Here is a 25279-nt window from a genome sequence, read left to right on the forward strand (position 1 = left end):
CGGCAGTTACTGGTCCGACGAGAAGCGGAGCGCGCCCGTGGGGATTTGCGCGTCGCACCAGACGCGTACGCCCGTGCGGAGTTCGTTGTCGGCGCCGATGATCGCGCCGTCGCCGACGACCGTGCCGGTGAGGACGGAGCGTTCGCCGATGCGGGCGCGGGCGCCGATGAGGGAGTCGGTGATGACGGCGCCGGGTTCGACGACCGCGCCGGCCAGGACCGTGCTGCCGGAGACCCGGGCGCCCTCGCCGACGAACGCGCCCTCGCCCACCACCGTGCCGCCGGTCAGCTTGGCGTCGCCCGCGACCCGGGCGGTGGGGAGGATCAGGCGGTCGCCGCAGCGGCCCGGGACGGCCGGGGACGGGGCCCTGCCCAGGACCAGGTCGGCGGAGCCGCGGACGAAGGCCGCGGGAGTGCCGAGGTCCAGCCAGTACGTGGAGTCGACCATGCCCTGGAGGTGGGCGCCCGCGGCGAGCAGGTCCGGGAACGTCTCGCGTTCCACCGAGACCGGGCGGCCCGCCGGGATCGTGTCGATGACCGAGCGGCGGAAGACGTACGCCCCCGCGTTGATCTGGTCGGTGACGATCTCCTCGGGGGTCTGGGGTTTTTCGAGGAAGGCCAGGACGCGGCCCGTGTCGTCGGTGGGGACGAGGCCGTAGGCGCGAGGGTCGGTCACCTGGGTCAGGTGGAGGGAGACGTCCGCGCCGGTCGTCTCGTGGGTGGCGACCAGCCGGCGGATGTCCAGGCCGGTGAGGATGTCGCCGTTGAAGACGAGGACGGGGTCCTCGGGGCCGGAGTGGAGGTGCGAGGCGGCGTTGCGGATCGCGCCGCCCGTCCCCAGGGGCTCCTCCTCCGTGACGTACTCGAGGTGGAGGCCGAGGGCGGAACCGTCGCCGAAGTGGGGTTCGAAGACCTCGGCGAGGTAGGAGGTGGCGAGGACTATGTGGTCGACACCCGCCGCTCTGGCTCTCGCCAACTGGTGGGTGAGGAAAGGGACTCCGGCCGCCGGGACCATGGGCTTCGGAGTGTGCACCGTGAGCGGACGCAGCCGGGTACCTCTGCCGCCGACCAGGAGGATCGCTTCTGTCACCTGTCGTCTCTGCTTCCTGCCGGGACCGGCCGAACTGTCATTCGACCGGCCAGTGTATGCAGACCGTTCCATGGCGCCTTCGTGGCCGTGCGGAAAGCCGTCGAGGGCACGGCGGGCGTGCCCTCGACCTGTGCGGTGTGTCGTGTCGGAGTGACCTCCGGCCGGTCACCGGCCCTGCAAGCGGGCGGCTTCCGAGCGGGCCGTACCGAGCTTTCCGTAAAGGCGCCCCCCCGGGCACTCGGTCGCGAACCCGTCACGGTGGCCGGAGATCACGTTCAGTCGTACCTTCTTACCCTTTGGGTAGAGATTGCCGCCACCAGAAGTCAGGTATGTCTTGCCCTTCGGGTTCGCCCCGTAAAGACCGAGTTTCCAGGCTGTCAATTGCGCGACCGCCTTGACCGAGACGGCGGGCGGCTTGGTGGTCCCGAAACTGCCGATGACCGCGATGCCCATGCTGTTGGTGTTGAAACCGAGGGTGTGGGCACCCATGACGGCCTTGGCGACACCACCCGCGCGCCCCTCGTAGATGTTTCCGCACTTGTCGACGAGGAAGTTGTAGCCGATGTCGCGCCAGCCGCTGCTCACGACGTGGTAGCGGTAGATACTGCGGATGACGGAAGGCGCCTGCGCGCACTTGTAGTTGTTGCCCGACGCGGTGTGGTGCACGAAGGCCGCGCTGACCCGCTTGGTGTACCGGAAGTCGCGCTCGCGCAGCTTCTCGTCGGCGCCCCAGCCGGCCCGCGTGACGATACGGGGACGCGGACCGATGTACGGCTTCGCGCCGGGCACCGCGGTCGCCAGCCGTTCCACGGTCTCCTTGCGCGACAGCGCCGCGATCGTGGTGGAGCCGAGCGGCGCGAGGTCGGCGTTGACGGCGGAGGCGGCAGCCGACTCGACGGTCAGCGCGCCCAGCCTCGGGGTGTCCACGGTGCCGACGGGCGGGGGTTCCGTGGTGTGCGCGGCGCCCGTCACGGCCGCCGGTCCCGCAGCGCCGTCGGAGGCCGCGACGCCGGGGTCGACCAGCTCCAGACGTAGGCCGTCCGGGAGCAGTTGGACACCCGGAGCGGCCGTACGGCCCCGGATCTCGGCGCGTACGCGCACCTCTACGCCGTCCGAGTCGCCGACCCACAGCGGGGCGGTGGAGCCGCGCACCCGGCCCGAGGAGCGTTCGGCGGTGTCCGGGTCGGCGGCGTGCTCGTGGTTGTGCGTCTCGACGTCCTGCCAACCGGACCAGCGGGCGGTGTCCGTCGCACGGGTACGGACCTGGACGCGGCCCTCCAGTTCGGCGTCCGGGTTGTCCCAGACGACGCCGACCAGGGAGAACGAGCGTACGTCCCGCTTGCCGAGACCCTGTTCGGGAGCGGCGGGGCCGAGGTTGCGGTCCACTCCGAGAGGGACGAGGGGGAGCGACTGGGTGCTGCCGGCCGCCGGGGCGAGCGCGAGCGGACGGGTGGGGGTCGAGGGCTGCGCCAGAGCCTGGATCGCCGTGGAGGACGAGTCCGTCGGGGTCGCCGCGGAGGCCGTCGCCGGGAGTGCCGCCGGGAGGGCGAGTGCCGCCGCGCAGGTGACGCCGATCGAGGACGCGAGGAATCGTGATCTACGCATGCGTCTGATCCTGGACATAGTCATACATATATGTCCATCGCGGAATTGACGGACTGTCGGCTCCGCTCCGCCGAACCGGTTAGCCTTCCGGTCCGCCCGGGCCCACGGGCACGGCGGTCCCCGCGTACGCTTACGCGGATGAACGCCACCGACCGCACCCCTGCCGACCTGCTGCGATCCGCGCTGGCCGCGGATCCCGCGCGCCCGCTGGTGACCTTCTACGACGACGCCACGGGCGAGCGGGTCGAATTGTCCGTGGCCACCTTCGCCAATTGGGTGGCCAAGACCGCCAACCTCCTCCAGGGCGAGTTGTCCGCGGAGCCCGGCGACCGGGTCGCGCTGCTGCTGCCGGCCCACTGGCAGACGGCGGTGTGGCTGCTCGCGTGTTCGTCGGTGGGGGTGGTCGCCGAGGTCGGCGGGGACCCGGCGGCGGCCGACCTCGTGGTGAGCGGCCCGGACACGCTGGACGCGGCCCGGGCGTGCTCCGGGGAACGCGTCGCGCTCGCGCTGCGGCCGCTCGGCGGGCGGTTCCCGCAGGTGCCCGCCGGGTTCGCCGACTACGCCGTCGAGGTGCCCTCGCAGGGGGACCGGTTCGTGGCATACGCGCCGGTGGATCCCGAGGAGGCGGCGCTCGTCGTGGCCGGGCGGGAGTTCAGCGGGGCCGAGGTGGTCGAGCGGGCCCGGGCGGACGCGGCCGGGCTGGGGCTGACGGGGCCGGGGTCACGGCTGCTGTCGGGGCTCGGGTACGACACGTGGGAGGGGCTGGCCGCGGGGTTGTACGGGCCGCTCGCCAGTGGGGGGTCCGTGGTGTTGTGCCGGCATCTGGAGCAGGCGGGTGAGGACGCGCTCGCCAAGCGGATCGAGAGCGAGCGGGTCACTTCGGTCTCTCGGTGACGCGTTCTGGATGACCTGTGCGCGGTGGCGCCGTGGGGGCGAGGTCGGTGGGCGGCTGCGGGTGTGTTGTGGTTGCTCGCGCCCACGCGGCGGAGCCGCATATGTCACAGCCCCGCGCCCCTGAAGGGCGCGGCTGCCCTCGCCCATCAGCCACAAGGCGCCGTCCCCTCCCCCATTCGGCCTAGCCCCGGCCGCCCCCCTGCCCCCTCTCGCGCCATCGTCGTAAGAGCAACGACTCGCTCGTACGCCGTGAGGGGTGGCCGGAAGTGGACGACGTCGGAGGGCAGGCGCGTGGGCTGGGGCCCGGTGCGGGCGGTTCGCCCACCGGGCTCGGGCCCCGGCGTCGGCGTCGACGGCGGTGGGGGCGGTGGGTGGCGAGCGGCGCCGCCCTGGTCGTCGTCGGAGCCCTGGGGGTGGGCTGGGCGGCGTACCAGAAGCTGGACGGGAACATCACCTCGGACCGGTCGGCGGCGGACGAGCTGGCGCGGTACGAGAAGGAGCGGCCGACGGCGCTGGTGCGGGGCGCGCAGAACATCCTCGTCATCGGGTCGGACTCGCGGTCGGGGGACGAGAACGGCGAGTACGGGCGCGATTCGGGCACCGAGCGCTCCGACACGACGATCCTGCTGCATCTCGCGGCGGACCGGCGCAGCGCGACCGCGGTGTCGCTGCCACGGGATCTGATGGTGGACGTGCCGAGTTGCCGGCGACCGGACGGCAGTCGCACCGAACCGGTGTTCACCATGTTCAACTACGCCTTCCAGAGCGGCGGTTCGGCCTGCACCATTCGGACGGTCGAGCGGATGACGGATATTCGTGTCGACCATCACATCGTGGTGGACTTCCACGGCTTCAAGGAGATGGTCGACGCCGTGGACGGGGTCGAGGTGTGTCTCGCCGAACCCATTCACGACAAACAGGCCGAACTACGTCTGCCGGCGGGCAGGGTGAAGCTCGACGGGGAACAGGCACTGGGATATGTGCGGGCCCGCAAGTCACTGGGCGACGGCAGCGACACCGAGCGGATCGACCGGCAGCAGCGTTTCCTCGCGGCGCTGGCAGCGAAGGTGCGCGGCAATGACGTCCTGCTGAATCCCGTGAAGCTCTATCCGGTGCTCGACGCGGCCACCTCGTCACTCACCACGGACCCGGGGCTGGCGAGTCTGCGCGGGCTCTACGACCTGGTGCGCGGCCTGCGTACGATCCCCATGGAAAAGGTGCAATTCCTGACCGTTCCCCGGAAGTCGTATGCGTACGACGCCAATCGTGACGAGCTCGTGGAGCCCGCGGCGCGGAGCCTTTTCGCACGGTTGCGCGCCGACGCACCCGTGGCGGTGGCGCGAGAACTGCCGGACGGGGCCCGGGAAGGGCATTCGGAAGAGCTTTCGGGAAGCCTCTCCGGGACACCGGATCCGGTACCGACTTTCCGTGGCAGTACGGCCGCCGAGGAGGACTGCGGATGACTCCGGAGGGGTTCCGCAGGTAAAGCACACGTCAACAGCAGGAACAAATGCTCTAGGAAATGGGCGGATTGCCCGGTTGTAGGGACGTGCAATTTGTCACCGCCGTCGCTCGGCGCCTGATCGTGCGGCTAGTGTGAGCGATCCGGTGCGCCAGGCCTTCCGGCCACGCACCACTTGCATCGAGACCCGAGCGTCTTTTGAGGGGGAAGACGCCGCGTGGCCCCGACGGAGGAATCAGACAACCGTGGACGCGCAAGGCCGTGGGCGGGCGGACGACATCGACCCCGCAGACCAGTGGGTACTCAACCCGAACACCGGTGAATACGAACTGCGACTGACTCCTTCCGCACCGCAGTCGGCGGTGCCGAGGCCGCGTCGGGCCGCGCCCGCCGCGGCGGGGGCCAGGGCCGCGGGCGGTACGTCCACGCGCTCCGCGTCGGCGGGCACGGACACCCGGGAGATCCCCGACACGCTGCCGGGACCCCGGCGTCGGCGGGGCACGCCCGAGGAGGAGCCGCTGCCGGGTCGCCGGGGCGGGCGGGGCAAGACGAAGCCCAAGAAGTCGACGGGCAAGCGGATACTGGTCTGGACGGGCGGCACGCTGGCTTTCGTGCTGGTCGGGGTGAGCGCCGCCGGCTACCTCTACTACCAGCACCTGAACAACAACATCCAGAAGATCTCGGACGACGGCGCGAGCACCGGCGGCTTCAGCAAGGACCGGGCGATCAACCTGCTGGTGATCGGCACGGACAAGCGGACCGGCGCGGGCAACGGGAGTTACGGCGACAAGGACAGCGTCGGCCACGCCGACACCACGATCCTGTTGCACGTCTCCAAGGACCGTTCGAACGCCACCGCGATGAGTATCCCGCGCGACATGATCGTGGATGTCCCGGACTGCCTCACCACACAGGAGGACGGCTCCAAGAAGAACATCCGGGGCACCTCCAACGTCCGGTTCAACACGAGCCTCGGTCAGGACGGCCGCACCCCGAGCTGCACGATGCGCACGGTCACCGAGCTGACCGGGATCACCCCCGACCACTTCATGGTGGCCGACTTCAACGCGGTGAAGACGCTCTCCACGGCCATCGGCGGTGTCGAGGTGTGTCTGGAGAAGGACATCAAGGACTCCAAGTCCAAGCTGGACCTCAGCGCGGGCAAGCACCGCATCGAGGGCGAGGAGGCGCTGGCCTTCCTGCGCACCCGCTACAGCGTCGGCCTCGGCAGCGACCTGAGCCGGATCGAGCTGCAGCAGCAGTTCCTCAGCTCGATGATCCGCCAGATGAAGTCGCAGGACACGCTCACCGACCCGACGAAGGTGGTGAACCTCGCCGAGGCTGCCACCAAGGCACTGTCCGTCGACTCCAGGATCACCGACATCAAGAAGCTGGCCTCGCTCGGCCAGGAGGTCGGCAAGGTCAAGACGAAGAACATCACCTTCACCACCGTGCCGGTCGTCGACAACACCGACGGCGCGACCGTGCTGCCCACGCCGGGCAAGGCGGAGCAGCTCTTCGAGACCATCAGGAACGACATCTCGCTCACCGAGGTGAAGAAGCAGGCCAAGGAGAAGGAGGCCGCGAAGCTCAAGGGCAAGCGCGCCGACGCCTCCGAGGTCCGGGTCAGCGTCTACAACGGCGGTGCCAAGGCCGGCAGCGCACAGGCCACGCTCAGCTGGCTGCAGAACGATGTCGGCGTGACCAAGTCCAGCCAGCTCGGCAACGCCGACAAGACGTTGACGAAGACGACCCTCGCGTACGACCCGGACCAGGCCGACCAGGCACGCAAGCTGGCCGACCTCATGGGTCTGTCCGCGTCCGCGCTGAAGCCCGGCGAGGGCAACAGCGAGACCAACTCCCAGGGCCTGCCCTCGATGGTGCTGACCCTGGGCGAGGACTTCAAGGGAGCCGGGGTGCCGCTGAGCGGGGGCTCGGCGACGGATCTGGACGTCCAGAAGAACACCGCGGACAAGGAAAAGTGCGCCAGTTGATGACCTGACGGGGTCGTGGCGCGTCTAACCCGACGCGAGCAGCGCAAGACAGTCGAAAGATCCGGTGGTGCACCGGGCGGGCGCGAGGACGCCCCCGCCCGGTCGGTTCCGAATGTCGTCGAAGTGCCGTGGGGCGGCGAGTGCCGCCGTGCCGAACCGTGTCCGCATGTCATCCGGTCGGAACACATGACGCGTTCAACAGAACATGAGTACATCCCGGTTGGGTTCTCGACGGTCCAACAGGAGGCGGGGACGGCCCCGCCACGGCAGGGTGGGGAGGGGCAGGGAGATGGTACGGAGCGACGTGCGCGGGGACGGGGGGCGACCGCGTGTCGACGAACCCGGCGAGCGGGACGGGGACCTGGATCCGAAGGAGGGCGACTCGTCCGGCTCGGATCCGAAGGAGGGCGACTCGTCCGGCTCGGACGGTGACGCGGACGTCAGGGTCCCCGGGCAGGGCGGACGGAAGCGCCGCGACGGCGGCGGCGGTGGCGGACGGGGGCGCGCGAAGGCCGCGGGGAGGCCCCGACGCAGACGGGCGCTGCGCTGGTCGGCGACGGTCCTGGCGGTCGTGATACTCGGCACCGCCGGTGCCGGTTATCTCTACTACCAGCACCTCAACGGCAACATCAAGAAGGAGAAGCTGAACCTCGGCGACACGAAGATCGCCGAGCCGACGCCGAACGCGGCCGGCCAGACCCCGCTGAACATCCTGCTGATCGGTTCGGACGCACGGGACACCGCGGAGAACCAGAAACTCGGCGGCGCCAAGGAGAACTTCAACGGGCCGGCCCTCGCCGACGTCCAGATGCTGCTGCACCTGTCCGCGGACCGCACCAACATGTCGGTCGTCAGCATGCCCCGCGACACCCTGTTGGACATCCCCAAGTGCACCGACCCCGACAGCGGCGAGGTGTACGAGGCGCTCACCCACGTGATGACGAACCAGTCGCTGGAGCGCGGCGGCCCCGGCTGCTCGGTCGCCACCTGGGAGAAGCTGACCGGGATCCGCATCGACCACTTCATGATGGTCGACTTCTCCGGTGTGGTGTCGATGGCCGACGCGATCGGCGGGGTGCCGGTGTGCGTGGACGCCAACATCTACTCGCACACCAGCGACGGCAAGGGCTCGGGGCTGAAGCTGAAGAAGGGCACCACCTACATCCAGGGCAAGCAGGCCCTGCAGTGGCTGCGCACCCGGTACGGCTTCGAGGACGGCAGCGACATCGCGCGCGCCAAGGCCCAGCACCAGTACATGAACGCGATGGTCCGCGAACTGCGCGAGAACGCCACGATCACCAACCCGAACAAGCTGCGCAGGCTCGCAGAGGAGGCCACCGACGCGCTCACCGTCGACGAGGGCCTCGGTGACGTCGCCCAGCTCTACGACCTCAGCACGGAGCTGCGCAAGGTCGAGCCGGCCCGGATCACGATGACGACGATGCCGTACACGTACTCCGGCGCGCGCGTCGTGCCGAAGGAGGGCGACGCGGAGAAGCTGTTCCGGCTGGTGCGCGAGGACATCGCCCTGGACGGCAAGGACAAGAAGAAGACCACCACCGAGGACGCGACCTCCGACGACCCGGCGGCGGCGAAGGACGAGATCGGGGTGCTGGTGATCAACGGCACCATGACCTCCACCCTCGCCCCGGTCGCGGGTCGCGCGCACACGGTGTCCCAGTTGCTCGTCGAGGACGGCTTCGCCAAGTCCTCGTCCGACTCGGCCACCGCGACCACCGAGGACAAGACGGTCGTGCGGTACCCGAGCGCCGAGCTGGAGGGTGACGCGCAGGCGGTCGCCAAGGCCCTCGGCATCCCGCTGGGCCAGGTGGAGAAGTCCACGAACGTCAGCGGTGTCACGCTCGTCGTCGGCGCCGACTGGCGCGAGGGGAAGACGTACGAGGCCGAGAAGGAGGACGACACGACTCCGAAGTCGGCGGACGCCCTCAACGGCGCGAACAAGGAAGCCTGTATGAAGGTCAATCCGGCGTTCACCTGGTGAGTGCCTGGAACGTCGAGCGGGGCCCCTCCCGGCGGTGGGAGGGGCCCCGCTCGTACGTGCTCGGTGCTCAGCTCTCGGTCAGCACCGCCGGGCGGCGGGAGGCGATGACCTTCTTCGCCAGCGATGTGGGGCTGGTGAGGAAGCCGAAGCCCCACGACATGTGCATGGTGGCGAGGGCGACGGGGATCTGGAGGCGGGCCTTGAGCGGCAGCCCCTTGCCCGCCGGGATCGAGCCCGCCACGATCGCCGCGAGATAGCCGCCGGGGACGACGAAGCCCAGCGGGGTCAGCAGGGCGCCCACCAGGGTGCCGGCCACGATCGCGCACACCGCGGTCGGCGGGGCGAGGTAGCGCAGGTTGATGGAGCCCTCGTGGTAGCGGGCGACGACATGCCGCCAGCGCCCGTAGTCCTTGTACTGCTTGGCGAGCGCCTTCACGCTGGGCCGGGGCCGGTACGACACCCGCAGCTCGGGCGAGAACCAGATGAGGCCGCCCGCCTCACGGATGCGGAAGTTCAGCTCCCAGTCCTGGGCGCGGATGAACTCCACGTTGTAGCCACCCTGCCGCTCCAGCGCCTCGCGCCGGAAGACCCCCAGATAGACCGTCTCGGCCGGTCCCGTCTGCCCACCCGTGTGGAAGGCGGCGTTGCCGACCCCGATCTTCGAGGTCATCGCTGCGGCGACCGCGTGCTCCCAGTCGTTCTCGCCCTCGGCGTGCATGATGCCGCCGACGTTCTGCGCGCCGGTCTCCTCCAGGAGCCGTACGGCGGTGGCGATGTAGTTCGGCGAGAGGATGCCGTGGCCGTCGACCCGGACCACGATCGGGTGGCGGGAGGCCTTGATCGCGGCGTTGAGGGCGGCGGGCGTACGTCCGGTGGGGTTCGGGACGGTGTGCACGCGCGGGTCCTCGGCCACGAGCTGGGCCGCGATCTCGTCCGTGCGGTCCTTGGACGGACCGAGGGCGATCACGACCTCCATCTCGCCGGCGTACTCCTGCGCGAGGATCGCTTGGACGGCTCCGCGCAGATGCCGCTCCTCGTCGAGGACGGGCATGATCACGGACACGGCGGGGAGCTGCACGTCGGGCTTGGCGTTCATAGGGGGCTCACGTTACCGCGAACGGGGGACACGAACGCGCGCCGCCCGGTCGCGTGCGCGGGGCGCGGATGCCGGGACCCTACGGTGCTCAAGGTTCTCTGGCTTCTCCCTCCCTCTTCTGCGCCCCCTTCCCCCGACCGGTCTCGCGGAGGTGTCCCCCGTGTCCACACCGCCCCGCCGTCCAGCCCGTCCGCAGCAGCCCCGGCCCCCCGTGCCTCCGCGGCGGCGGAGCTGGGCCATGCGGGCGGTGACCACGCTCTCGGTGGTGGTGCTGGCCGCCGCGGGCATCGGCCACGCGGTGGTGACCCGCCTGGACGGCGAGATCAAGCGGGTCGACGCCTTCAAGGACATGAAGAACCGCCCCGAGGCCGGCCACGGCATGAACGTGCTGCTGGTCGGCACCGACGGCCGCGACCGGATCAGCGAGCAGGAGCGGCGCAAGTACCGGCTGGGCGGTGCCCCCTGCCACTGCACGGACACGATGATGATCGTGCACATCTCGGAGGACAGGGAGCGCGCGAGCATCGTGAGCCTGCCGCGCGACTCGTACGCCGAGACGCCCGAGCACACCGACCGCGCCACCGGGAAGGTCCAGCGCTCGCACCCGATCAAGCTGAACGCGGCCTACGCGGAGGGCGGGCCGCAGCTCACCGTGCGCACGGTCGAGCACATGACCAAGGTGAAGATCGACCACTACGTCGAGGTCGACTTCACCAGCTTCATGCGGACCGTCGACGTCCTCGGCGGCGTCAAGATCTGCACCACCCGCCCCCTCAAGGACTCCTACACCGGTCTCGACCTGGACGCGGGCACCCATGAGCTGGACGGCGGCGAGGCCCTCCAGTACGTCCGCTCCCGGCACGCCGACGGCTCCTCCGACCTGGGCCGGATGAAGCGCCAGCAGCGGTTCATGGCGTCCCTGATGTCCCAGGCGACCTCCTCCGGGGTTCTGCTCAACCCGATGAAGTTCCGCGACATCACCCAGGCCGTCCTCGGTTCGGTCCGCGCCGACAAGGAGTTCGGCACCGGCGAGCTGATCGACCTCGGCCGCGCGTTGCGCAACCTCTCACCGGCCTCGTCGGAGTTCACCACGGTGCCCATCGGCCGTATGGGGTACGCCGTGGCGGGGGTCGGCTCCACGCTGAAGTGGGACGACGCCAAGGCCGCCCGCCTCTTCGAGGCGCTGCGCGACGACCGTCCGCTCGCCCCCTACAAGGCGCGCGGCACGTACACGCTCGTCGATGTGGCCCCGCAGCAGATCCGGGTGCAGGTCGAGAACGGCACCGCCGTCGCGGGCCTCGGCAAGAAGGTCGACCATCAGCTGGCCGCCACCGGCTTCCGCACCACCAAGGCCCCGGTCAACGCCCCGCAGCCGAACGCCACCCGCACCCAGGTCTTCTACGACCCCCGCTGGGACCGCTCCGCCCGCTCCCTCGCGGCCGCCCTCCCGGGCTCGGAGCTCCGGCCGGTCCGCGCCCAGGGCCCCACCATGAAGGTGGTCGCCGGCACGGACTTCGAGCAGGTCCGCAAGGTACGCGCCGAGAACCCGGACCAGGGCGAGTCGGGAGTGGTGCGGGGCGACCAGGTCTCCTGCGCCTGACGGGCCTGCCCCCGACCGTTCGACTTGCGTGCGATTTGTGTCAGCTTGGCAACAGCACGGCCTTGGTTTTTCGTCGACCCTTGTAAAGGGCACAGCCGGACGCGGCACACTGGGGCGCATGAACGATTGGCCCGAGGGATGGTCCGGCAACAACCGCGGCGGCGACTACGCCCAGCCCGACGGGCCGCGCGTGATGCGCCAGGTCCGGCGCGGCCCGTCGGCACCCCCTCAGGGTGGTGTGCCGCAGCAGCCGTCGTACGGCGACTCGTACGGTGACGGCTACGGCAACAGCGGCCCCGACCAGTACGGCGGCGGCTACACCAGCGACTACAACACCGGCCAGGTCTACGGCGCCGGCGGCGCGGGCGGCTCCGGTGGTCACGGGGGCGGCCGGGGCGACCGTGGCGCGCCGAACTGGGGGCGTCGTATCAAGCTGACCGCGATCACGGTCACCGTGGTGCTGCTCGCGACGACGATCGGCACGTACTTCTGGGCCGACTCCAAGCTGAACCGCGAGGTCGACCTCTCCAAGGTCATCGAGCGGCCGGACGAGGGCGAGGGCACCAATTACCTGATCGTCGGCTCCGACAGCCGTGCGGGCCTGTCCGACGAGCAGAAGAAGGAGCTCCACACCGGGTCCGCCGACGGCAAGCGGACGGACTCGATGATGATCCTGCACACCGGTTCGAACGGCCCGACGCTGGTCTCGCTGCCCCGTGACTCGAACGTCGAGATACCGTCGTTCGTGGGCTCCGAGTCCGGCAAGACCTACAAGGGCACCGGCCGCCAGGTGAAGCTGAACGCGGCGTACGCGGAGGACGGACCCGAGCTGCTCGTCCGTACCGTCGAGGCCAACACCGGGCTGCGCATCGACCACTACGTGGAGATCGGTTTCGCGGGCTTCGCGAACATCGTCGACGCGGTCGGCGGGGTCGAGATCGAGATCCCGAAGGGCGGCATGAAGGACACCAAGTCCGGTGCCGACTTCGAGGCGGGCAAGCAGACCCTCAACGGCGAGCAGGCCCTCGCCTTCGTCCGGACCCGCTACGCCCTCGCGGGCAGCGACCTGGACCGAACGAAGAACCAGCAGAAGTTCCTCGCGGCGCTCGCCAGCCAGACGGCGACGCCGAGCACGGTGCTGAACCCGTTCAAGCTATACCCGACGATGAGCTCGGGCCTGGACACCCTGATCGTCGACAAGGACATGAGCCTGTTCGACCTGGCCGACATGTTCTGGGCGATGAAGGGCGTGACGGGCGGCGACGGCAAGTCCATGAACATGCCGATCTCCGGCAACTCCGCCAACGGCAACCTCCAGTGGGACACCGCGAAGGTGAAGCAACTGGTGGAGCAGTTGAAGAACGACGAGACGGTGACGGTGTCGGGCAACTGACCCGGCGGACGACGTGACCGAGGGGCACCTCCTGTCGCAGGGGGTGCCCCTCAGTCGTCTCCGGCAGGTCAGGCGGTCGCACCCGCCATCGTCCGGCACATCTCGGAGCAGCGGCGACACGCCTCGGCACAGCGCATCATCTGCTGGTCGTCCGGCATGGACATACACGCCTCGGCGCACATGTCACAGGCGCGGGCGCACATCGCGCACATCTCGGCGGACAGCGGCGAGCGGCGCATCATCATGTCCGCGCACATACGGGTCATCTCGGCGCAGTCCATCAGGGCACGCATGATCTGCATCTGGGCCTGTCCGCCGGCCTGCATGCAGGAGCTCATGGTCTCCTCGCACATGCTGTGGCACGTCATGCAGGCGTCGACGCAGTCCTGCATCTCCTTGCTCATCGCGGTCATGTTCCCGGCCTGCTGCGTCATGGCTCCTCCTGGGGGTGGTGGGAGAGCGGGGTCCGGGGCCGGACCCCGCGCACCTTCCGTCCTACGCCTCCCAGCCCCCGCCCGCCACCGCGCCGGAGGGGGTTGTTACGGCAGGTTGCGCGCCATGACTATGCGCTGGACCTGGTTCGTGCCCTCGTAGATCTGGGTGATCTTGGCGTCGCGCATCATGCGCTCCACCGGGTAGTCGCGGGTGTAGCCGTACCCGCCGAGGAGCTGGACGGCGTCCGTGGTGACCTCCATGGCGACGTCGGAGGCGAAGCACTTGGCGGCGGCGCCCTGGAAGGTGAGGTCCTTGTCGCCGCGCTCGGACTTGGCGGCGGCCTGGTAGGTCAGGGCGCGGGCGGCCTCGACCTTCATGGCCATGTCGGCGAGCATGAACTGGATGCCCTGGAAGTCGGCGATCGGCTTGCCGAACTGCTTGCGCTCCTGGACGTAGCCCTTGGCGTAGTCGAGGGCGCCCTGGGCGACACCGAGGGCCTGGGCCGCGATGGTGATGCGGGTGTGGTCCAGGGTCTTCATCGCCGTGGCGAAGCCGGTGCCCTCCTCGCCGATGATGCGGTCGGCGGGGATGCGCACGTTGTCGAGGTAGACCTCGCGGGTCGGGGAGCCCTTGATGCCGAGCTTCTTCTCCGGGGCGCCGAAGGAGACGCCCTCGTCGGACTTCTCGACGACGAACGCGGAGATGCCCTTGGAGCGCTTCTCCGGGTCCGTGACGGCCATGACCGTGTAGTACTCGGAGACGCCCGCGTTGGTGATCCAGCGCTTCACGCCGTTGAGGATCCAGTGGTCGCCGTCGCGGACCGCGCGGGTCTTCATCCCGGCCGCGTCGGAGCCCGCGTCCGGCTCGGAGAGGCAGTACGAGAACATCGCGTCGCCCTTGGCGAGCGGGCCCAGGTACTTCTTCTTCAGCTCCTCGGAGCCGGAGAGCATCACGGGCAGCGAGCCGAGCTTGTTGACGGCGGGGATGAGGGAGGACGACACGCAGGCGCGGGCCACCTCCTCGATCACGATGACCGTGGCGAGCGCGTCGGCGCCGGCGCCGCCGTACTCCTCGGGCACATGCACGGCGTGCAGGTCGCCCGCGACCAGCGCGTCCAGCGCCTCCTGCGGGAAGCGGGCCTCCTCGTCCACGGCGGCGGCGTGGGGCGCGATCTTCGCCTCGGCGAGGGAACGGATCGCGTCACGGAGCATGTCGTGCTCCTCGGACGGGCGGTACAGGTCGAAATCAGCCGATCCGGCCAAGGTCTCTCACGCTCCTGACGCTAACTACCGTTAAGTAACGCAATTTTAGAGGGCTGCTCAAGGGACTGGTACGTGAGTTTGACGACAGGCCGCGGCCCCCGGGGAATCTGCCCGGTGAAGGGCTCGAACACGCCCCGACTATGCTCAGGCAGCGCACGTCTCCCGCACGCGCGAGCACCCTCGGCCGGACAGCACAGGAGCACCCATGGCCCTCAAGATCACCGTGATCGGCACCGGCTATCTCGGCGCGACGCACGCCGCCGCCATGGCCGAGCTGGGGTTCGAGGTGCTCGGGCTCGATGTCGTCGAAGAGAAGATCGACATGCTCCGGCGGGGCGAGGTCCCGATGTACGAGCCGGGCCTGGAGGAGCTGCTGCGCAAGCACGTCGCCGGGATCGAGGGGTCGAGCGGGCGGCTGCGCTTCACCACCGACTACGCCGAGGTCGCGGCCTTCGGTGACGTCCACTTCGTCTGTGTGAACACCCCGCAGCGGCACGGCGAGTACGCCTGCGACATGTCCTACGTCGACGCGGCCTTCGCCTCGCTCGCCCCGCATCTGACGGGCCCGGCGCTGGTCGTCGGCAAGTCGACGGTGCCGGTGGGGTCCGCCGACCGGCTGGCCGCGTATCTCGCCGAGCACGCGCCCGCCGGGGAGGACGCCGAGCTGGCCTGGAACCCGGAGTTCCTGCGCGAGGGCTTCGCCGTGAACGACACGCTGCACCCGGACCGGATCGTGGTGGGCGTGCGCAGCGAGAAGGCCGAGAAGCTGCTGCGGGAGGTGTACGCGACGCCGGTCGAGGAGGGCTCCCCGTTCGTCCTCACCGACTTCCCGACCGCCGAGCTGGTGAAGACCTCCGCGAACTCCTTCCTCGCCACCAAGATCTCCTTCATCAACGCCATGGCCGAGGTGTGCGAGGCCGCCGGGGGCGATGTCGCCAAGCTGGCGGAGGCCATCGGGTACGACGACCGTATCGGGAAGAAGTTCCTGCGGGCCGGCATCGGCTTCGGCGGCGGCTGTCTGCCGAAGGACATCCGGGCGTTCATGGCGCGCGCCGGTGAGCTGGGCGCCGACCAGGCCCTGACGTTCCTGCGCGAGATCGACTCCATCAACATGCGCCAGCGCGGTCAGATGGTGGAGCTGGCCCGGCAGGCGCTGGGCGGCGGTTCCTTCCTGGGCAAGCGGGTCGCCGTGCTCGGCGCCACCTTCAAGCCCGACTCCGACGACGTGCGCGACTCCCCCGCCCTCAACGTGGCCGGGCAGATCCATCTCCAGGGCGGCCAGGTCACCGTCTACGACCCCAAGGGCATGGACAACGCGCGGCGGCTCTTCCCGACGCTCGGGTACGCCGACACCGCGCTGGACGCCGTACGGGGCGCCGACATCGTGCTGCACCTGACGGAGTGGCAGGAGTTCCGCACGCTGGACCCGGCGGCACTGGGCGAGGTCGCGTCGACCCGGCTCGTGCTGGACGGCCGCAACGCGCTGGACCCGGAGCTGTGGCGCCGCGCGGGGTGGACGTACCGGGCGATGGGGCGGCCGACCGCGTAGGGACGGGGGTGCCCCCGGCTCCCGTAGGGCGCCCTGGGCTTCGGTAAGGCGCCCCGACTTCGGTAAGGCGGCTCCGACGATGCGCCGCCGACGCGAGGTGACGCCGCTCCGGCCGAGGCTCAGTCGGCCGGAACGGCGTCTTTCGCCATTGTCCACCGTTCCGGCCCTCGGCGGGGGCGAAGCGCTTACTTCGCTCGGTAGCGGCGCATCTTCGCACGGGCCCCGCACACCTGCATCGAGCACCAGCGGCCGCGTCCGGCCGGGCTGCGGTCGTAGTACGCCCAGTGGCAGTCGGTGGCCTCGCAGGCCTTGAGGCGTTGCCAGGTGCCCGCCGTGAGGGCCTCGGCGACGGCCGCGGCCACGCGGGAGAGCAGGGGCGCCGGGTCGGCGGCGGGGCGCAGGCTCGCGGAGCCGTCCTCGGCGGAGACCACGACGACGAGCGGTGCCGCGGCCAGGAGGGTGCCCAGCGGGGTCACCGGGCCGTGCGGGGCGTGACCGGCGTGGGCCAGCAGGGTCGCGCGGAGGGACTCCCGCAGTTCGCGTACGGCCGTGAGGTCCTCGTCCGCCGCCAGGCGCAGGCCGGCGCGGGCCTCCGGGGTCTCCAGTGTGTCGGCGCCCGTCTCCAGGTCCAGCGTGTTCACCAGGCTCTCGACGAGGGCCAGGCCGCCGGGGGCGGACACTCTTGCACTCATGTCCGCGAGGTTACCGCTTATGGGGGTGCATAAGGTAACCGTTACTGGTTACCCTCCTCTGCAGGTAACGAAGTTCAGGTGAGCAGAGAACGAGCAAGGAGAAGGCCATGGCCATCGCCAAGCTGGATGTCGTCGTTCTGGACTGTCCCGACCCGGCCGCGCTCGCCGGGTTCTACGCCGAGGTGATCGGCGGGAAGGTCAGCGGGGAGGGGGACTGGGTGGATCTGGAGGTGCCGGGCGGGGGCGCGCGGCTGGCGTTCCAGCAGGCGCCGGGGTACGTGGCGCCCGAATGGCCCTCGGCGGAGCGGTCGCAGCAGTTCCACCTCGACCTGAACGTGGAGGACATGGACGCGGCGGAGAAGCAGGTGCTCGCGCTGGGGGCGACGGTGCTGGACGCGGCGGACCGTGAGCGGGGGTTCCGGGTGTACGCGGATCCCGCGGGGCATCCGTTCTGCCTTTGCCGGAGTTGAGTGCGCGATAGCGGGAGGGGGTGCGGGGAGCCGAGCGGCCGCGGGTCGTTCGTGGCTGGTCGCGCAGTTCCCCGCGCCCCTGACGGGGCGTGGCCCCGTCAACCGTCCAGTTCCGCGATCCTCGCCGTCGAGGCCTCTCGGCGGTCGCGTGCCGCCCTGGCCGTGAAGTCGGCCGTGCGGAGGACGCGTTGGACGTTGCCCCAGGTCAGGAGGGCGAGGTCGGGTTCGGACCAGCCTCGGTGCATGAGTTCGGCGACGAGGCGCGGGTAGCAGGAGGCGTCGGTGAGGTCCTGGGGATGGGCCGCGCCGGAGTCGTAGGTGCCGGAGAGGCCGACGCACTCGGGGCCGGCGATCGAGCGGACGTGGTCGAGGTGGTCGGCGACGTCGCGGACCGAGGGGCCGGTCTGCTCGGCGGTGAGCGGCACCATGCACAGGCCCCGCGCCTCGCCCAGTGCGGCGAGGAGGTCGTCGGAGAGGTTGGCGGGGTGGGCGCGCAGCTTCGCGGCCGCCGAGCGGGTGCACACCACCGGCGCGCGGGAGACCGCGAGCGCCCGGCGGACGGTCTCCTCGGAGGCTCCGGAGAGGTCGGCGAGGACGCCGATGCGGTTCATCTCGCGGACCACCTCCTCACCGAACCTGCTCAGCCCGGACTCGCCCGCCCAGGACGCGCCGGCGAGGGTGAGGGCCTTGAGGCCGAGGAGGTGCAGGGCGCGCAGGATGCCGAGGGAGTCGCCGATGGCCGGCGCTCCGGCGGGGCCCAGCAGGACGGCCACGCGTCCGCAGTTGCGGGCGTCGGTGGTCTCCCCGGCGCTGTGGGTGAGCCGCAGGCCCTCGGGGTGGGCGTCGACGACCGTCCGGACCAGGTCGAGCTGCTCCAGCGTGGCTCCCACGGCCCGTTCGCCCGCGAGGCCCTCCGGGAGGTGCAGCGACCAGAACAGCGCGCCGATGTGCCCCTTGCGCATGCGCGGCACATCGGTGTCCACACCGCCCTCGCCCAGCTCCAGGTCGTACCGGGGCAGCTGGCGCAGCACCCACGGCAGCCCGCTGTAACCGTCGGCGACGGGGTGCGCGACGAGGAAGGCGTCCGCCTCGGCCAGTTCCGAGGAGGGGGAGGGCGCCGGGGATGCCTCGGCGGGTCCCGCCACCACGACGGCTTCGTCCCCGGGGTTCCCGGCGACGTCCGCTCCACCGCGGCGGACGTCGGCCGCTGCGCCGTGGCGGACGTCGTCCGCCTCCCCGTCGTCGGGGTAGCCGCCGTCGCCGGGGGCTATCGGCTCCGCCGCCGGTGGGCGCCGGTCGCGTTTCCGGTCGGGGCCGGTGCGGGTGGTGGTGGGGGGCGTGTCGAGTTCGCCGGCCTCCCCCGCGGCTTGCAGTTCGTCCTGCAGATCTGCCATGGCGGACCTCCGTAGCCGTTGGGTGATCGCAGTACTCGTCACCGTGGCACGGAGGCCGCCCGCCTTCCTGGTGGGTGGGGCGTTCGGGTTGAACGGCCGTCGCGGGGCCGCCACTACGCCACCCGGGTGAGGTCCGGACGGCGCCCGGTGTCACCCGTCCAGCTGGTCCAGCGTCGCGTTGGACGGGCCCGTACGGGTCCGCAGGTCCCGGGCCACGTCCTCCGCCGCGCCCAGCACCCGGACCGCGTTGTGCCAGGTCAGCTTGGCCAGGTCGGTCCGGGACCAGCCCCGGTCGAGGAGCTCGGCGATCAGGTTCGGGTAGCAGGAGACGTCGCCCAGGCCGTCCGGGGTGAAGGCCGTGCCGTCGTAGTCGCCGCCGATGCCGAGGTGGTCGATGCCGGCGACCTCGCGCATGTGGTCGAGATGGTCCGCGACCGTGGCCACCGTGGCGACCGGGCGGGGGTTGCGCTCCTCGAAGGCGCGGTGGACCGCCATCCCCTCGGGGGTGGTGTCGAGGTGGTGCAGGCCGTGGGCCCGCATGTTCTCGTCGGCGGCGGCCGTCCAGTCGACGGCGGCCTGCAGCACGAACTTCGGCACGAACGTCACCATCGCCACTCCCCCGTTGTCCGGGAGCCGCTCCAGGATGTCGTCCGGGATGTTGCGGGGGTGGTCGCAGACCGCCCGCGACGAGGAGTGGGAGAAGATCACCGGGGCCACGGACGTGTCGAGCGCGTCCCGCATCGTCGTCGCGGCCACGTGCGAGAGGTCGACGAGCATCCCCTCACGGTTCATCTCCCGCACCACCGCCCGGCCGAAGGCGGTGAGGCCGCCCACGGCCGCCTCGTCCGTCGCGGAGTCGGCCCAGGCGATGTTGTCGTTGTGGGTGAGCGTCATGTAGCGGACGCCGAGCGCGTACAGCGCCCGCAGCGTGGCGAGGCTGTTGTCGATGGAGTGGCCGCCCTCGGCGCCCATCAGGGAGGCGATCCGGCCCTCGGCGCGGGACGCCTCCATGTCGGCGGCGGTCAGCGCGGCCCGCAGCTCCGCCGGGTGACGGTCGATCAACTGCCGTACACAGTCGATCTGTTCCAGTGTCGCGGGGACGGCCCCCGGCAGGGCCTCGGCGTGCGAGGGGACGTACACCGACCAGAACTGCGCCCCCACCCCGCCCGCGCGCAACCGCGCCAGGTCGGTGTGGAGGAAGGCGCTCTGGTCGCCCGCGATGTCCCGCGCGTCCAGGTCGTAGCGGACCTGCTCACGCAGCGCCCAGGGCAGGTCGTTGTGCCCGTCCGCGACCGGGAACTCCCGCAGCAGCTCCCGGGCCGCCTCCAGCGATGCCATGGCCATCTCCCCCGTGTCCCCCGTGATCCCCGTCATGTCGCCTACGTCTACTTCCCGAAGCCGAAGCCGCTGCCCGCTCCCTCGACCTTGGTGCGCAGGCGCTTGCCCTTCTCGGTCGCCTGGTCGTTCAGCTCCTGCTGGAACTCCCGCATACGGCCGAGAAGTTCCTCGTCGTGCGTGGCGAGGATGCGCGCGGCGAGCAGACCGGCGTTGCGGGCCCCGGCGACGGAGACCGTCGCGACGGGCACCCCGGCCGGCATCTGCACGATCGACAGCAGGGAGTCCATGCCGTCGAGGTACTTCAGCGGCACCGGCACGCCGATGACCGGCAGCGGCGTCACGGACGCGAGCATGCCGGGCAGATGGGCGGCACCGCCGGCACCCGCGATGATCACCTTGAGGCCCCGGCCGGCGGCCTCCTCGCCGTACGCGACCATCTCGCGCGGCATCCGGTGCGCCGAGACGACGTCGACCTCGTACGCGATCTCGAACTCGTCGAGGGCCTGCGCGGCGGCCTCCATGACAGGCCAGTCGGAGTCCGACCCCATGACAATGCCTACGACGGGGCTCATTCGGTGATCGTGCCTCTCAGGTAACCGGCAGCGTGACGGGCGCGCTCCAGCACGTCGTCCAGGTCGTCGCCGTAGGTGTTGACGTGACCGACCTTACGGCCCGGCTTCACGTCCTTTCCGTACATGTGGATCTTGAGCTGTGGGTCGCGGGCCATGCAGTGCAGGTACGCGGAGTACATGTCCGGGTAGTCGCCGCCGAGGACGTTGACCATGACGGTCCACTTCGCACGGGGGCGCGGGTCGCCGAGCGGGAGGTCGAGGACGGCCCGGACATGGTTGGCGAACTGCGAGGTGATCGCGCCGTCCTGGCTCCAGTGGCCGGAGTTGTGGGGGCGCATGGCCAGCTCGTTGACCAGGATGCGGCCGTCGCGGGTCTGGAACAGCTCGACGGCCAGGTGGCCGACGACGTCCAGCTCCTTGGCGATGCGCAGCGCCATCTCCTCGGCGCGCAGGGCGAGCGCCTCGTCCAGGTCGGGCGCGGGGGCGATCACGGTGTCGCAGACGCCGTTGACCTGCTGCGATTCCACCACCGGATAGGCGACGGCCTGGCCGTGCGGCGACCGTACGACGTTGGCGGCCAGCTCCCGTACGAAGTCGACCTTCTCCTCCGCGAGGACCGCGACGCCGGCACGGAAGGGCTCGGCGGCGTCCTCTACCGACCGGACGACCCATACGCCCTTGCCGTCGTAGCCGCCGCGGACCGTCTTGAGGATGACCGGAAACCCGTCGCCCTCGGCGCCCTCGGGGAGCCCCTCGGCGGCAAAAGCGGCCACGTCGTCGGGGTCCGCGACGATGCGGTGCCGTGGGCAGGGCACCCCGATCTCGACGAGCTTCGCCCGCATCACGCCCTTGTCCTGGGCGTGCTGGAGCGCGTCCGGGCCGGGGCGCACGGGGATACCGTCCGCCTCCAGGGCCCGTAGATGCTCGGTGGGTACATGTTCGTGATCGAAGGTGATCACGTCGCAGCCCTGCGCGAACGCACGCAGCGTGTCGAGGTCGCGGTAGTCGCCGATGACGACATCACCGACGACCTGCGCCGCGGAATCCTGAGGGGTGTCACTGAGGAGCTTGAACCTGATGCCGAGCGGGATGCCCGCCTCGTGTGTCATACGAGCGAGCTGGCCACCGCCGACCATGCCGACTACCGGGAACGTCACGCCCCCAGGGTATCGGCCACGGAATCGGCCACTCCCGGGTGCCCGATTTCCCCGCCCATTTCCCCCCTGGACCGCCCCCGGACCTCCCGCGTACCCCGGCTGTGAGCTTCTGCACAGGCATTGCGCAGGGGCGCTGGTTAGCATGGCCGAACCAGTGGATTTCGACCGAAGATTCACTCAGATCAACTTATTTCTACTCATTTCACCGAGCGACGGGGCCGTACACGATGGGAAGTACCAGCTCGGGGCCTCATACGAAGCCCCGCGGCGTCCTGCGCCGCCGACTCGACCTGCTCGTGCGTGAGGTCGCCAAGTTCGGCGCGGTGGGCGGTGCGGGGCTGCTGGTGAACCTCGGGGTGTTCAACCTCGTGCGGCACACCACCGAGCTCCAGGTGGTCCGGGCCAGCGTCATCGCCACGGTCGTGGCCATCGCGTTCAACTACGTGGGGTTCCGCTACTTCACGTACCGCGACCGCGACAAGAGCGGCCGTACGAAGGAGCTGTCGCTGTTCCTGCTGTTCAGCGCGGTCGGGCTGGTGATCGAGAACGGGGTCCTCTACACCGCCACGTACGGCTTCGGCTGGGACAGCCCCCTGCAGTCCAACATCTTCAAGTTCCTCGGCATCGGCGTCGCGACCCTCTTCCGGTTCTGGTCGTACCGCACCTGGGTCTTCCGGGCCCTCCCGGCACGCGAGACGGTGGCCAGCGCGGAATCGTTCCTGGAAGCGGAATCCACCCACCCGCGGACGGCCACCGGCAAGCGCCGCTGAGGGGCGCGGGCCGCGCCTTCAGGGGCGCGGGGAACTGCGCGAGAAGCCCCACGGCCCCGCAGCCGCCGTCCTACGCTCCGGAAGGCCACGGCGCATCCGCGAAGCCGCACCGACCGCCGAGAGCCACGTGGCCGCCGGCCTACCGAACCGGCCGGTCCTCGCCGGCAGGCGTACGCACCGGCGTGCGCGACAGGAACAGCCCGAACACCGGCGGCTGCGCCTGGAGCATCTCCAGGCGCCCCCCGTCGGCCTCGGCGAGGTCCCGCGCGACGGCCAGCCCGATGCCCGTCGAGTTGCGCCCGCTGATCGCCCGCTCGAAGATCCGCGCCCCGAGGTCGGCGGGCACACCGGGCCCCTCGTCGGTGACCTCGATGACCGCCTGGTTCCCGGTGACCCGGGTGCGCAGCGCCACCGTGCCGCCGCCGTGCATCAGCGAGTTCTCGATCAGCGCGGCCAGCACCTGCGCGACCGCGCCCGGCGTGCCGACGGCCTGGAGGTGCCGCTTGCCGGAGCTGACGACGGCCCGTCCGGCGCTGCGGTAGGCCGGCCGCCACTCCTCCAGTTGCTGCTTGATGACTTCGTCGAGCTCGAAGGAGACGGCGGAGCCGTTGCGGGGGTCGCGCGAGTTGGTGAGGAGCCGCTCCACGACGTCCGTGAGCCGCTCGACCTGGGTGAGCGCGATGTGCGCCTCCTCCTTCACCGTGTCGATGTCGTCGGTGAGGGTGATCTCCTCCAGCCGCATCGACAGCGCCGTCAGTGGCGTACGCAGCTGGTGGGACGCGTCGGCCGCGAGACGCCGCTCGGCGGTCAGCATGCGGCCGATGCGCTCGGCGGAGGCGTCCAGCACGTCCGCGACCCGGTCCAGCTCGGGAACGCCGTACCGCTTGTGGCGGGGGCGCGGGTCGCCGGAGCCGAGCCGTTCGGCGGTCTCGGCGAGGTCGGTCAGGGGGGAGGCGAGGCGATTGGCCTGGCGTACGGCGAGGAGGACGGCGGCGATGACGGCGAGCAGGGCCACGGCCGCGATGATCAGCAGCGTGCGGCCGACCTCGCGGCTGACCGCCGAGCGGGACTCCTCGACCGTGACGACCTCGTCCTTCTCGCCCTTGGCCTGGTGGCTGATGACGTCACCGACGGGCTTCTCGCCGATCTCGATCACGGACTGGCCGGGGATCTCGATACGGGCGTAGCGCTCGTCGCCCACCTGGTCCTGGAGGACCTCGGCGGTGATCCGCTCGTCGCCGATGATCCGGCTGTCCACGATGCTCGTCAGCTGGACCGCCTCGGACTCCACGCGTTCCTCGGCGCTGTTGCTGATCGTGCGGGTCTCGACGATGACCAGGGAGACGCCGAAGACGGCGATGACCACGAGGACCACGGCGAGGGTGGACTGGATGAGACGGCGACGCACGGTTGCCCTCCGGGCGGGGCGGCTTGTTCCTGGACTCTGATTGTGCGGCACCTGACGCCTGCCGCCGCGCGGGGGTCGGGTGCCGGGGCGCAGCCCCGCAAGGGGCGCGGGGAACCGCGCGACCAGCCACAACGGACCCCGCGGCCGCCACACGACCCACGCCCCGAGCTATGTGGCGCCCGGGTCAGCCCCAGTAGGCCTCAGTTCTTCTCGAACCGGAAGCCGACCCCGCGCACCGTCGCGATGTACCGCGGATTCGCCGCGTCGTCGCCCAGCTTCTTCCGCAGCCAGGAGATGTGCATGTCGAGGGTCTTCGTCGAGGACCACCAGGTGGTGTCCCAGACCTCGCGCATCAGCTGGTCACGGGTGACGACCCGGCCGGCGTCGCGCACGAGCACCCGAAGCAGGTCGAACTCCTTGGCCGTGAGCTGGAGTTCCTCGTCGCCCATCCACGCCCGGTGCGACTCGACGTCGATCCGCACGCCGTGGGTGGCGGGCGGCTGCGCCGGCTCCGCCGCGCCGCGCCGGAGCAGCGCCCGGACACGGGCGAGCAGCTCGGCCAACCGGAAGGGCTTGGTGACGTAGTCGTCGGCGCCCGCGTCGAGCCCGACGACGGTGTCCACCTCGTCGGCGCGCGCGGTCAGGATGAGGATCGGGATGGCGTGCCCCTCGGCGCGCAGCCGACGGGCCACCTCCAGGCCGTCCATCCCGGGCAGCCCCAGGTCCAGGACGACCAGGTCGACGCCACCCTGCATTCCGGCGTCCAGCGCGGTGGGACCGTCCTCGCGGACCTCCACCTCGTACCCTTCCCGGCGCAGTGCGCGAGCCAACGGCTCCGAGATGGACGCGTCGTCCTCGGCGAGCAGTACACGGGTCATGGGGTGATGGTAGTCCGCCGAGAACCGCAGGTGGAGGGTGATCGGCAAGCGTGATTCACACCTTTGTCCAACGGTTCTCTTACGTACCGGGGCATGATCCACTGCGGCGGGCGTTTCGTCCCTGCGCCGGTGAAGATCCATGGCGCGGCGTGGAGGCGGCGGCCGGGTTCGACGGAGATCGTGCGCCGGTCCTGTGAACAGAGCGTCGCCGCGCCGTGC

At 70.7% G+C, this 25279-nt stretch carries 21 protein-coding genes; 9 read left to right on the forward strand and 12 right to left on the reverse strand.

Annotation, left to right across the window (positions count from 1 at the left end; translation table 11 throughout):
- Positions 1-6 precede the first annotated feature (6 nt).
- Together PUR53_RS11470 and PUR53_RS11475 are read right to left on the reverse strand one after the other, a co-directional pair.
- Entirely contained in the window at positions 7-1089 is a 1083-nt protein-coding gene (locus PUR53_RS11470; RefSeq protein WP_239754965.1) for a nucleotidyltransferase family protein, read from the reverse strand.
- 165 nt (positions 1090-1254) lie between these two features.
- On the reverse strand, positions 1255-2712 hold the full coding sequence (locus tag PUR53_RS11475; RefSeq protein ID WP_329908221.1) for a peptidoglycan recognition protein family protein: 1458 nt from the start codon (positions 2710-2712) through the stop codon (positions 1255-1257).
- A gap of 120 nt (positions 2713-2832) precedes the next feature.
- Between PUR53_RS11475 and PUR53_RS11480 the strand changes: the two genes are divergently transcribed.
- The 4 genes from PUR53_RS11480 to PUR53_RS11495 all read left to right on the forward strand — a co-directional run bounded on the left by PUR53_RS11480 (position 2833) and on the right by PUR53_RS11495 (position 9046).
- Positions 2833-3588, forward strand: a complete 756-nt coding sequence (locus tag PUR53_RS11480) for a TIGR03089 family protein (RefSeq protein WP_329908222.1) — start codon at positions 2833-2835, stop codon at positions 3586-3588.
- Between the two features lie 266 nt (positions 3589-3854).
- Positions 3855-5051 (forward strand): LCP family protein, encoded by a 1197-nt coding sequence (locus PUR53_RS11485; protein WP_329895028.1) that lies wholly within the window; start codon positions 3855-3857, stop codon positions 5049-5051.
- Between the two features lie 244 nt (positions 5052-5295).
- Entirely contained in the window at positions 5296-7044 is a 1749-nt protein-coding gene (locus PUR53_RS11490; protein ID WP_329908223.1) for an LCP family protein, read from the forward strand.
- Between the two features lie 289 nt (positions 7045-7333).
- Positions 7334-9046 carry an LCP family protein gene (locus PUR53_RS11495; protein ID WP_329908224.1) on the forward strand — a complete coding sequence of 571 codons (1713 nt, stop codon included), beginning with the start codon at positions 7334-7336 and terminating at the stop codon, positions 9044-9046.
- A gap of 67 nt (positions 9047-9113) precedes the next feature.
- Here PUR53_RS11495 and PUR53_RS11500 read toward each other — a convergent pair whose 3' ends face one another.
- A complete protein-coding gene (locus PUR53_RS11500) occupies positions 9114-10142 on the reverse strand; it encodes a glycosyltransferase family 2 protein (RefSeq protein WP_329908226.1) in 1029 nt (342 codons plus the stop codon).
- A gap of 160 nt (positions 10143-10302) precedes the next feature.
- Between PUR53_RS11500 and PUR53_RS11505 the strand changes: the two genes are divergently transcribed.
- Together PUR53_RS11505 and PUR53_RS11510 are read left to right on the forward strand one after the other, a co-directional pair.
- On the forward strand, positions 10303-11742 hold the full coding sequence (locus PUR53_RS11505; RefSeq protein ID WP_443080291.1) for an LCP family protein: 1440 nt from the start codon (positions 10303-10305) through the stop codon (positions 11740-11742).
- A gap of 118 nt (positions 11743-11860) precedes the next feature.
- Positions 11861-13135: an LCP family protein gene (locus PUR53_RS11510; protein ID WP_329908229.1), complete on the forward strand. Its 1275-nt coding sequence runs from the start codon at positions 11861-11863 to the stop codon at positions 13133-13135.
- A gap of 68 nt (positions 13136-13203) precedes the next feature.
- Here the strand turns inward: PUR53_RS11510 and PUR53_RS11515 are convergent, their stop codons facing one another.
- Together PUR53_RS11515 and PUR53_RS11520 are read right to left on the reverse strand one after the other, a co-directional pair.
- Entirely contained in the window at positions 13204-13569 is a 366-nt protein-coding gene (locus tag PUR53_RS11515) for a four-helix bundle copper-binding protein (RefSeq protein ID WP_329895022.1), read from the reverse strand.
- Positions 13570-13674: 105 nt separating this feature from the next.
- Positions 13675-14832 (reverse strand): acyl-CoA dehydrogenase, encoded by a 1158-nt coding sequence (locus PUR53_RS11520; protein WP_329908230.1) that lies wholly within the window; start codon positions 14830-14832, stop codon positions 13675-13677.
- A gap of 205 nt (positions 14833-15037) precedes the next feature.
- Here PUR53_RS11520 and PUR53_RS11525 point away from each other — a divergent pair, with 205 nt between their 5' ends.
- Complete coding sequence (locus PUR53_RS11525; protein WP_329898804.1) at positions 15038-16381, forward strand: UDP-glucose dehydrogenase family protein; 1344 nt, start codon at positions 15038-15040, stop codon at positions 16379-16381.
- Positions 16382-16566: 185 nt separating this feature from the next.
- Here PUR53_RS11525 and PUR53_RS11530 read toward each other — a convergent pair whose 3' ends face one another.
- Positions 16567-17073, reverse strand: a complete 507-nt coding sequence (locus tag PUR53_RS11530; RefSeq protein WP_329898803.1) for a CGNR zinc finger domain-containing protein — start codon at positions 17071-17073, stop codon at positions 16567-16569.
- A 107-nt stretch (positions 17074-17180) separates the two neighbouring features.
- On the opposite strand from PUR53_RS11530, the gene PUR53_RS11535 reads away from it, so the two are divergent.
- Positions 17181-17543: a VOC family protein gene (locus tag PUR53_RS11535; RefSeq protein WP_329898802.1), complete on the forward strand. Its 363-nt coding sequence runs from the start codon at positions 17181-17183 to the stop codon at positions 17541-17543.
- 98 nt (positions 17544-17641) lie between these two features.
- Here PUR53_RS11535 and PUR53_RS11540 read toward each other — a convergent pair whose 3' ends face one another.
- The 4 genes from PUR53_RS11540 to PUR53_RS11555 form a co-directional block, all read right to left on the reverse strand.
- Entirely contained in the window at positions 17642-18937 is a 1296-nt protein-coding gene (locus PUR53_RS11540) for a dipeptidase (RefSeq protein WP_329908231.1), read from the reverse strand.
- Between the two features lie 150 nt (positions 18938-19087).
- Positions 19088-20275, reverse strand: coding sequence for a dipeptidase (locus PUR53_RS11545; RefSeq protein ID WP_329898800.1), 1188 nt, complete (start codon positions 20273-20275; stop codon positions 19088-19090).
- 47 nt (positions 20276-20322) lie between these two features.
- Positions 20323-20847 (reverse strand): 5-(carboxyamino)imidazole ribonucleotide mutase, encoded by a 525-nt coding sequence (gene purE, locus PUR53_RS11550; RefSeq protein WP_329898799.1) that lies wholly within the window; start codon positions 20845-20847, stop codon positions 20323-20325.
- Entirely contained in the window at positions 20844-22004 is a 1161-nt protein-coding gene (locus tag PUR53_RS11555; RefSeq protein WP_329898798.1) for a 5-(carboxyamino)imidazole ribonucleotide synthase, read from the reverse strand. Before PUR53_RS11555 ends, purE begins: the two co-directional genes overlap by 4 nt.
- A gap of 227 nt (positions 22005-22231) precedes the next feature.
- Between PUR53_RS11555 and PUR53_RS11560 the strand changes: the two genes are divergently transcribed.
- The gene (locus tag PUR53_RS11560) at positions 22232-22774 is read left to right on the forward strand and encodes a GtrA family protein (RefSeq protein ID WP_329898797.1); all 543 of its coding nucleotides are present in this window, start codon (positions 22232-22234) and stop codon (positions 22772-22774) included.
- Positions 22775-22913: 139 nt separating this feature from the next.
- On the opposite strand, the gene PUR53_RS11565 is transcribed toward PUR53_RS11560, so the two are convergent.
- Together PUR53_RS11565 and PUR53_RS11570 are read right to left on the reverse strand one after the other, a co-directional pair.
- Positions 22914-24182 (reverse strand): ATP-binding protein, encoded by a 1269-nt coding sequence (locus PUR53_RS11565; RefSeq protein WP_329898796.1) that lies wholly within the window; start codon positions 24180-24182, stop codon positions 22914-22916.
- 200 nt (positions 24183-24382) lie between these two features.
- Positions 24383-25060, reverse strand: coding sequence for a response regulator transcription factor (locus PUR53_RS11570; RefSeq protein WP_239754987.1), 678 nt, complete (start codon positions 25058-25060; stop codon positions 24383-24385).
- Positions 25061-25279: the final 219 nt, after the last annotated feature.

Source organism: Streptomyces sp. SP18BB07 (assembly GCF_036322545.1).
Classification (GTDB): Bacteria; Actinomycetota; Actinomycetes; order Streptomycetales; family Streptomycetaceae; genus Streptomyces; species Streptomyces deccanensis.

What these genes read in the sequence shown, in the direction of transcription:
- PUR53_RS11560 (WP_329898797.1), top strand. Translation starts at nt 22,232, where the DNA reads ATGGGAAGTACCAGCTCGGGGCCTCATACGAAGCCCCGCGGCGTCCTG.
- purE (WP_329898799.1), bottom strand. Translation starts at nt 20,847, where the DNA reads ATGAGCCCCGTCGTAGGCATTGTCATGGGGTCGGACTCCGACTGGCCT.
- PUR53_RS11475 (WP_329908221.1), bottom strand. Translation starts at nt 2,712, where the DNA reads ATGTCCAGGATCAGACGCATGCGTAGATCACGATTCCTCGCGTCCTCG.
- PUR53_RS11515 (WP_329895022.1), bottom strand. Translation starts at nt 13,569, where the DNA reads ATGACGCAGCAGGCCGGGAACATGACCGCGATGAGCAAGGAGATGCAG.
- PUR53_RS11510 (WP_329908229.1), top strand. Translation starts at nt 11,861, where the DNA reads ATGAACGATTGGCCCGAGGGATGGTCCGGCAACAACCGCGGCGGCGAC.
- PUR53_RS11480 (WP_329908222.1), top strand. Translation starts at nt 2,833, where the DNA reads ATGAACGCCACCGACCGCACCCCTGCCGACCTGCTGCGATCCGCGCTG.
- PUR53_RS11540 (WP_329908231.1), bottom strand. Translation starts at nt 18,937, where the DNA reads ATGGCAGATCTGCAGGACGAACTGCAAGCCGCGGGGGAGGCCGGCGAA.
- PUR53_RS11535 (WP_329898802.1), top strand. Translation starts at nt 17,181, where the DNA reads ATGGCCATCGCCAAGCTGGATGTCGTCGTTCTGGACTGTCCCGACCCG.
- PUR53_RS11500 (WP_329908226.1), bottom strand. Translation starts at nt 10,142, where the DNA reads ATGAACGCCAAGCCCGACGTGCAGCTCCCCGCCGTGTCCGTGATCATG.
- PUR53_RS11570 (WP_239754987.1), bottom strand. Translation starts at nt 25,060, where the DNA reads ATGACCCGTGTACTGCTCGCCGAGGACGACGCGTCCATCTCGGAGCCG.
- PUR53_RS11495 (WP_329908224.1), top strand. Translation starts at nt 7,334, where the DNA reads ATGGTACGGAGCGACGTGCGCGGGGACGGGGGGCGACCGCGTGTCGAC.
- PUR53_RS11525 (WP_329898804.1), top strand. Translation starts at nt 15,038, where the DNA reads ATGGCCCTCAAGATCACCGTGATCGGCACCGGCTATCTCGGCGCGACG.
- PUR53_RS11530 (WP_329898803.1), bottom strand. Translation starts at nt 17,073, where the DNA reads ATGAGTGCAAGAGTGTCCGCCCCCGGCGGCCTGGCCCTCGTCGAGAGC.
- PUR53_RS11545 (WP_329898800.1), bottom strand. Translation starts at nt 20,275, where the DNA reads ATGGCATCGCTGGAGGCGGCCCGGGAGCTGCTGCGGGAGTTCCCGGTC.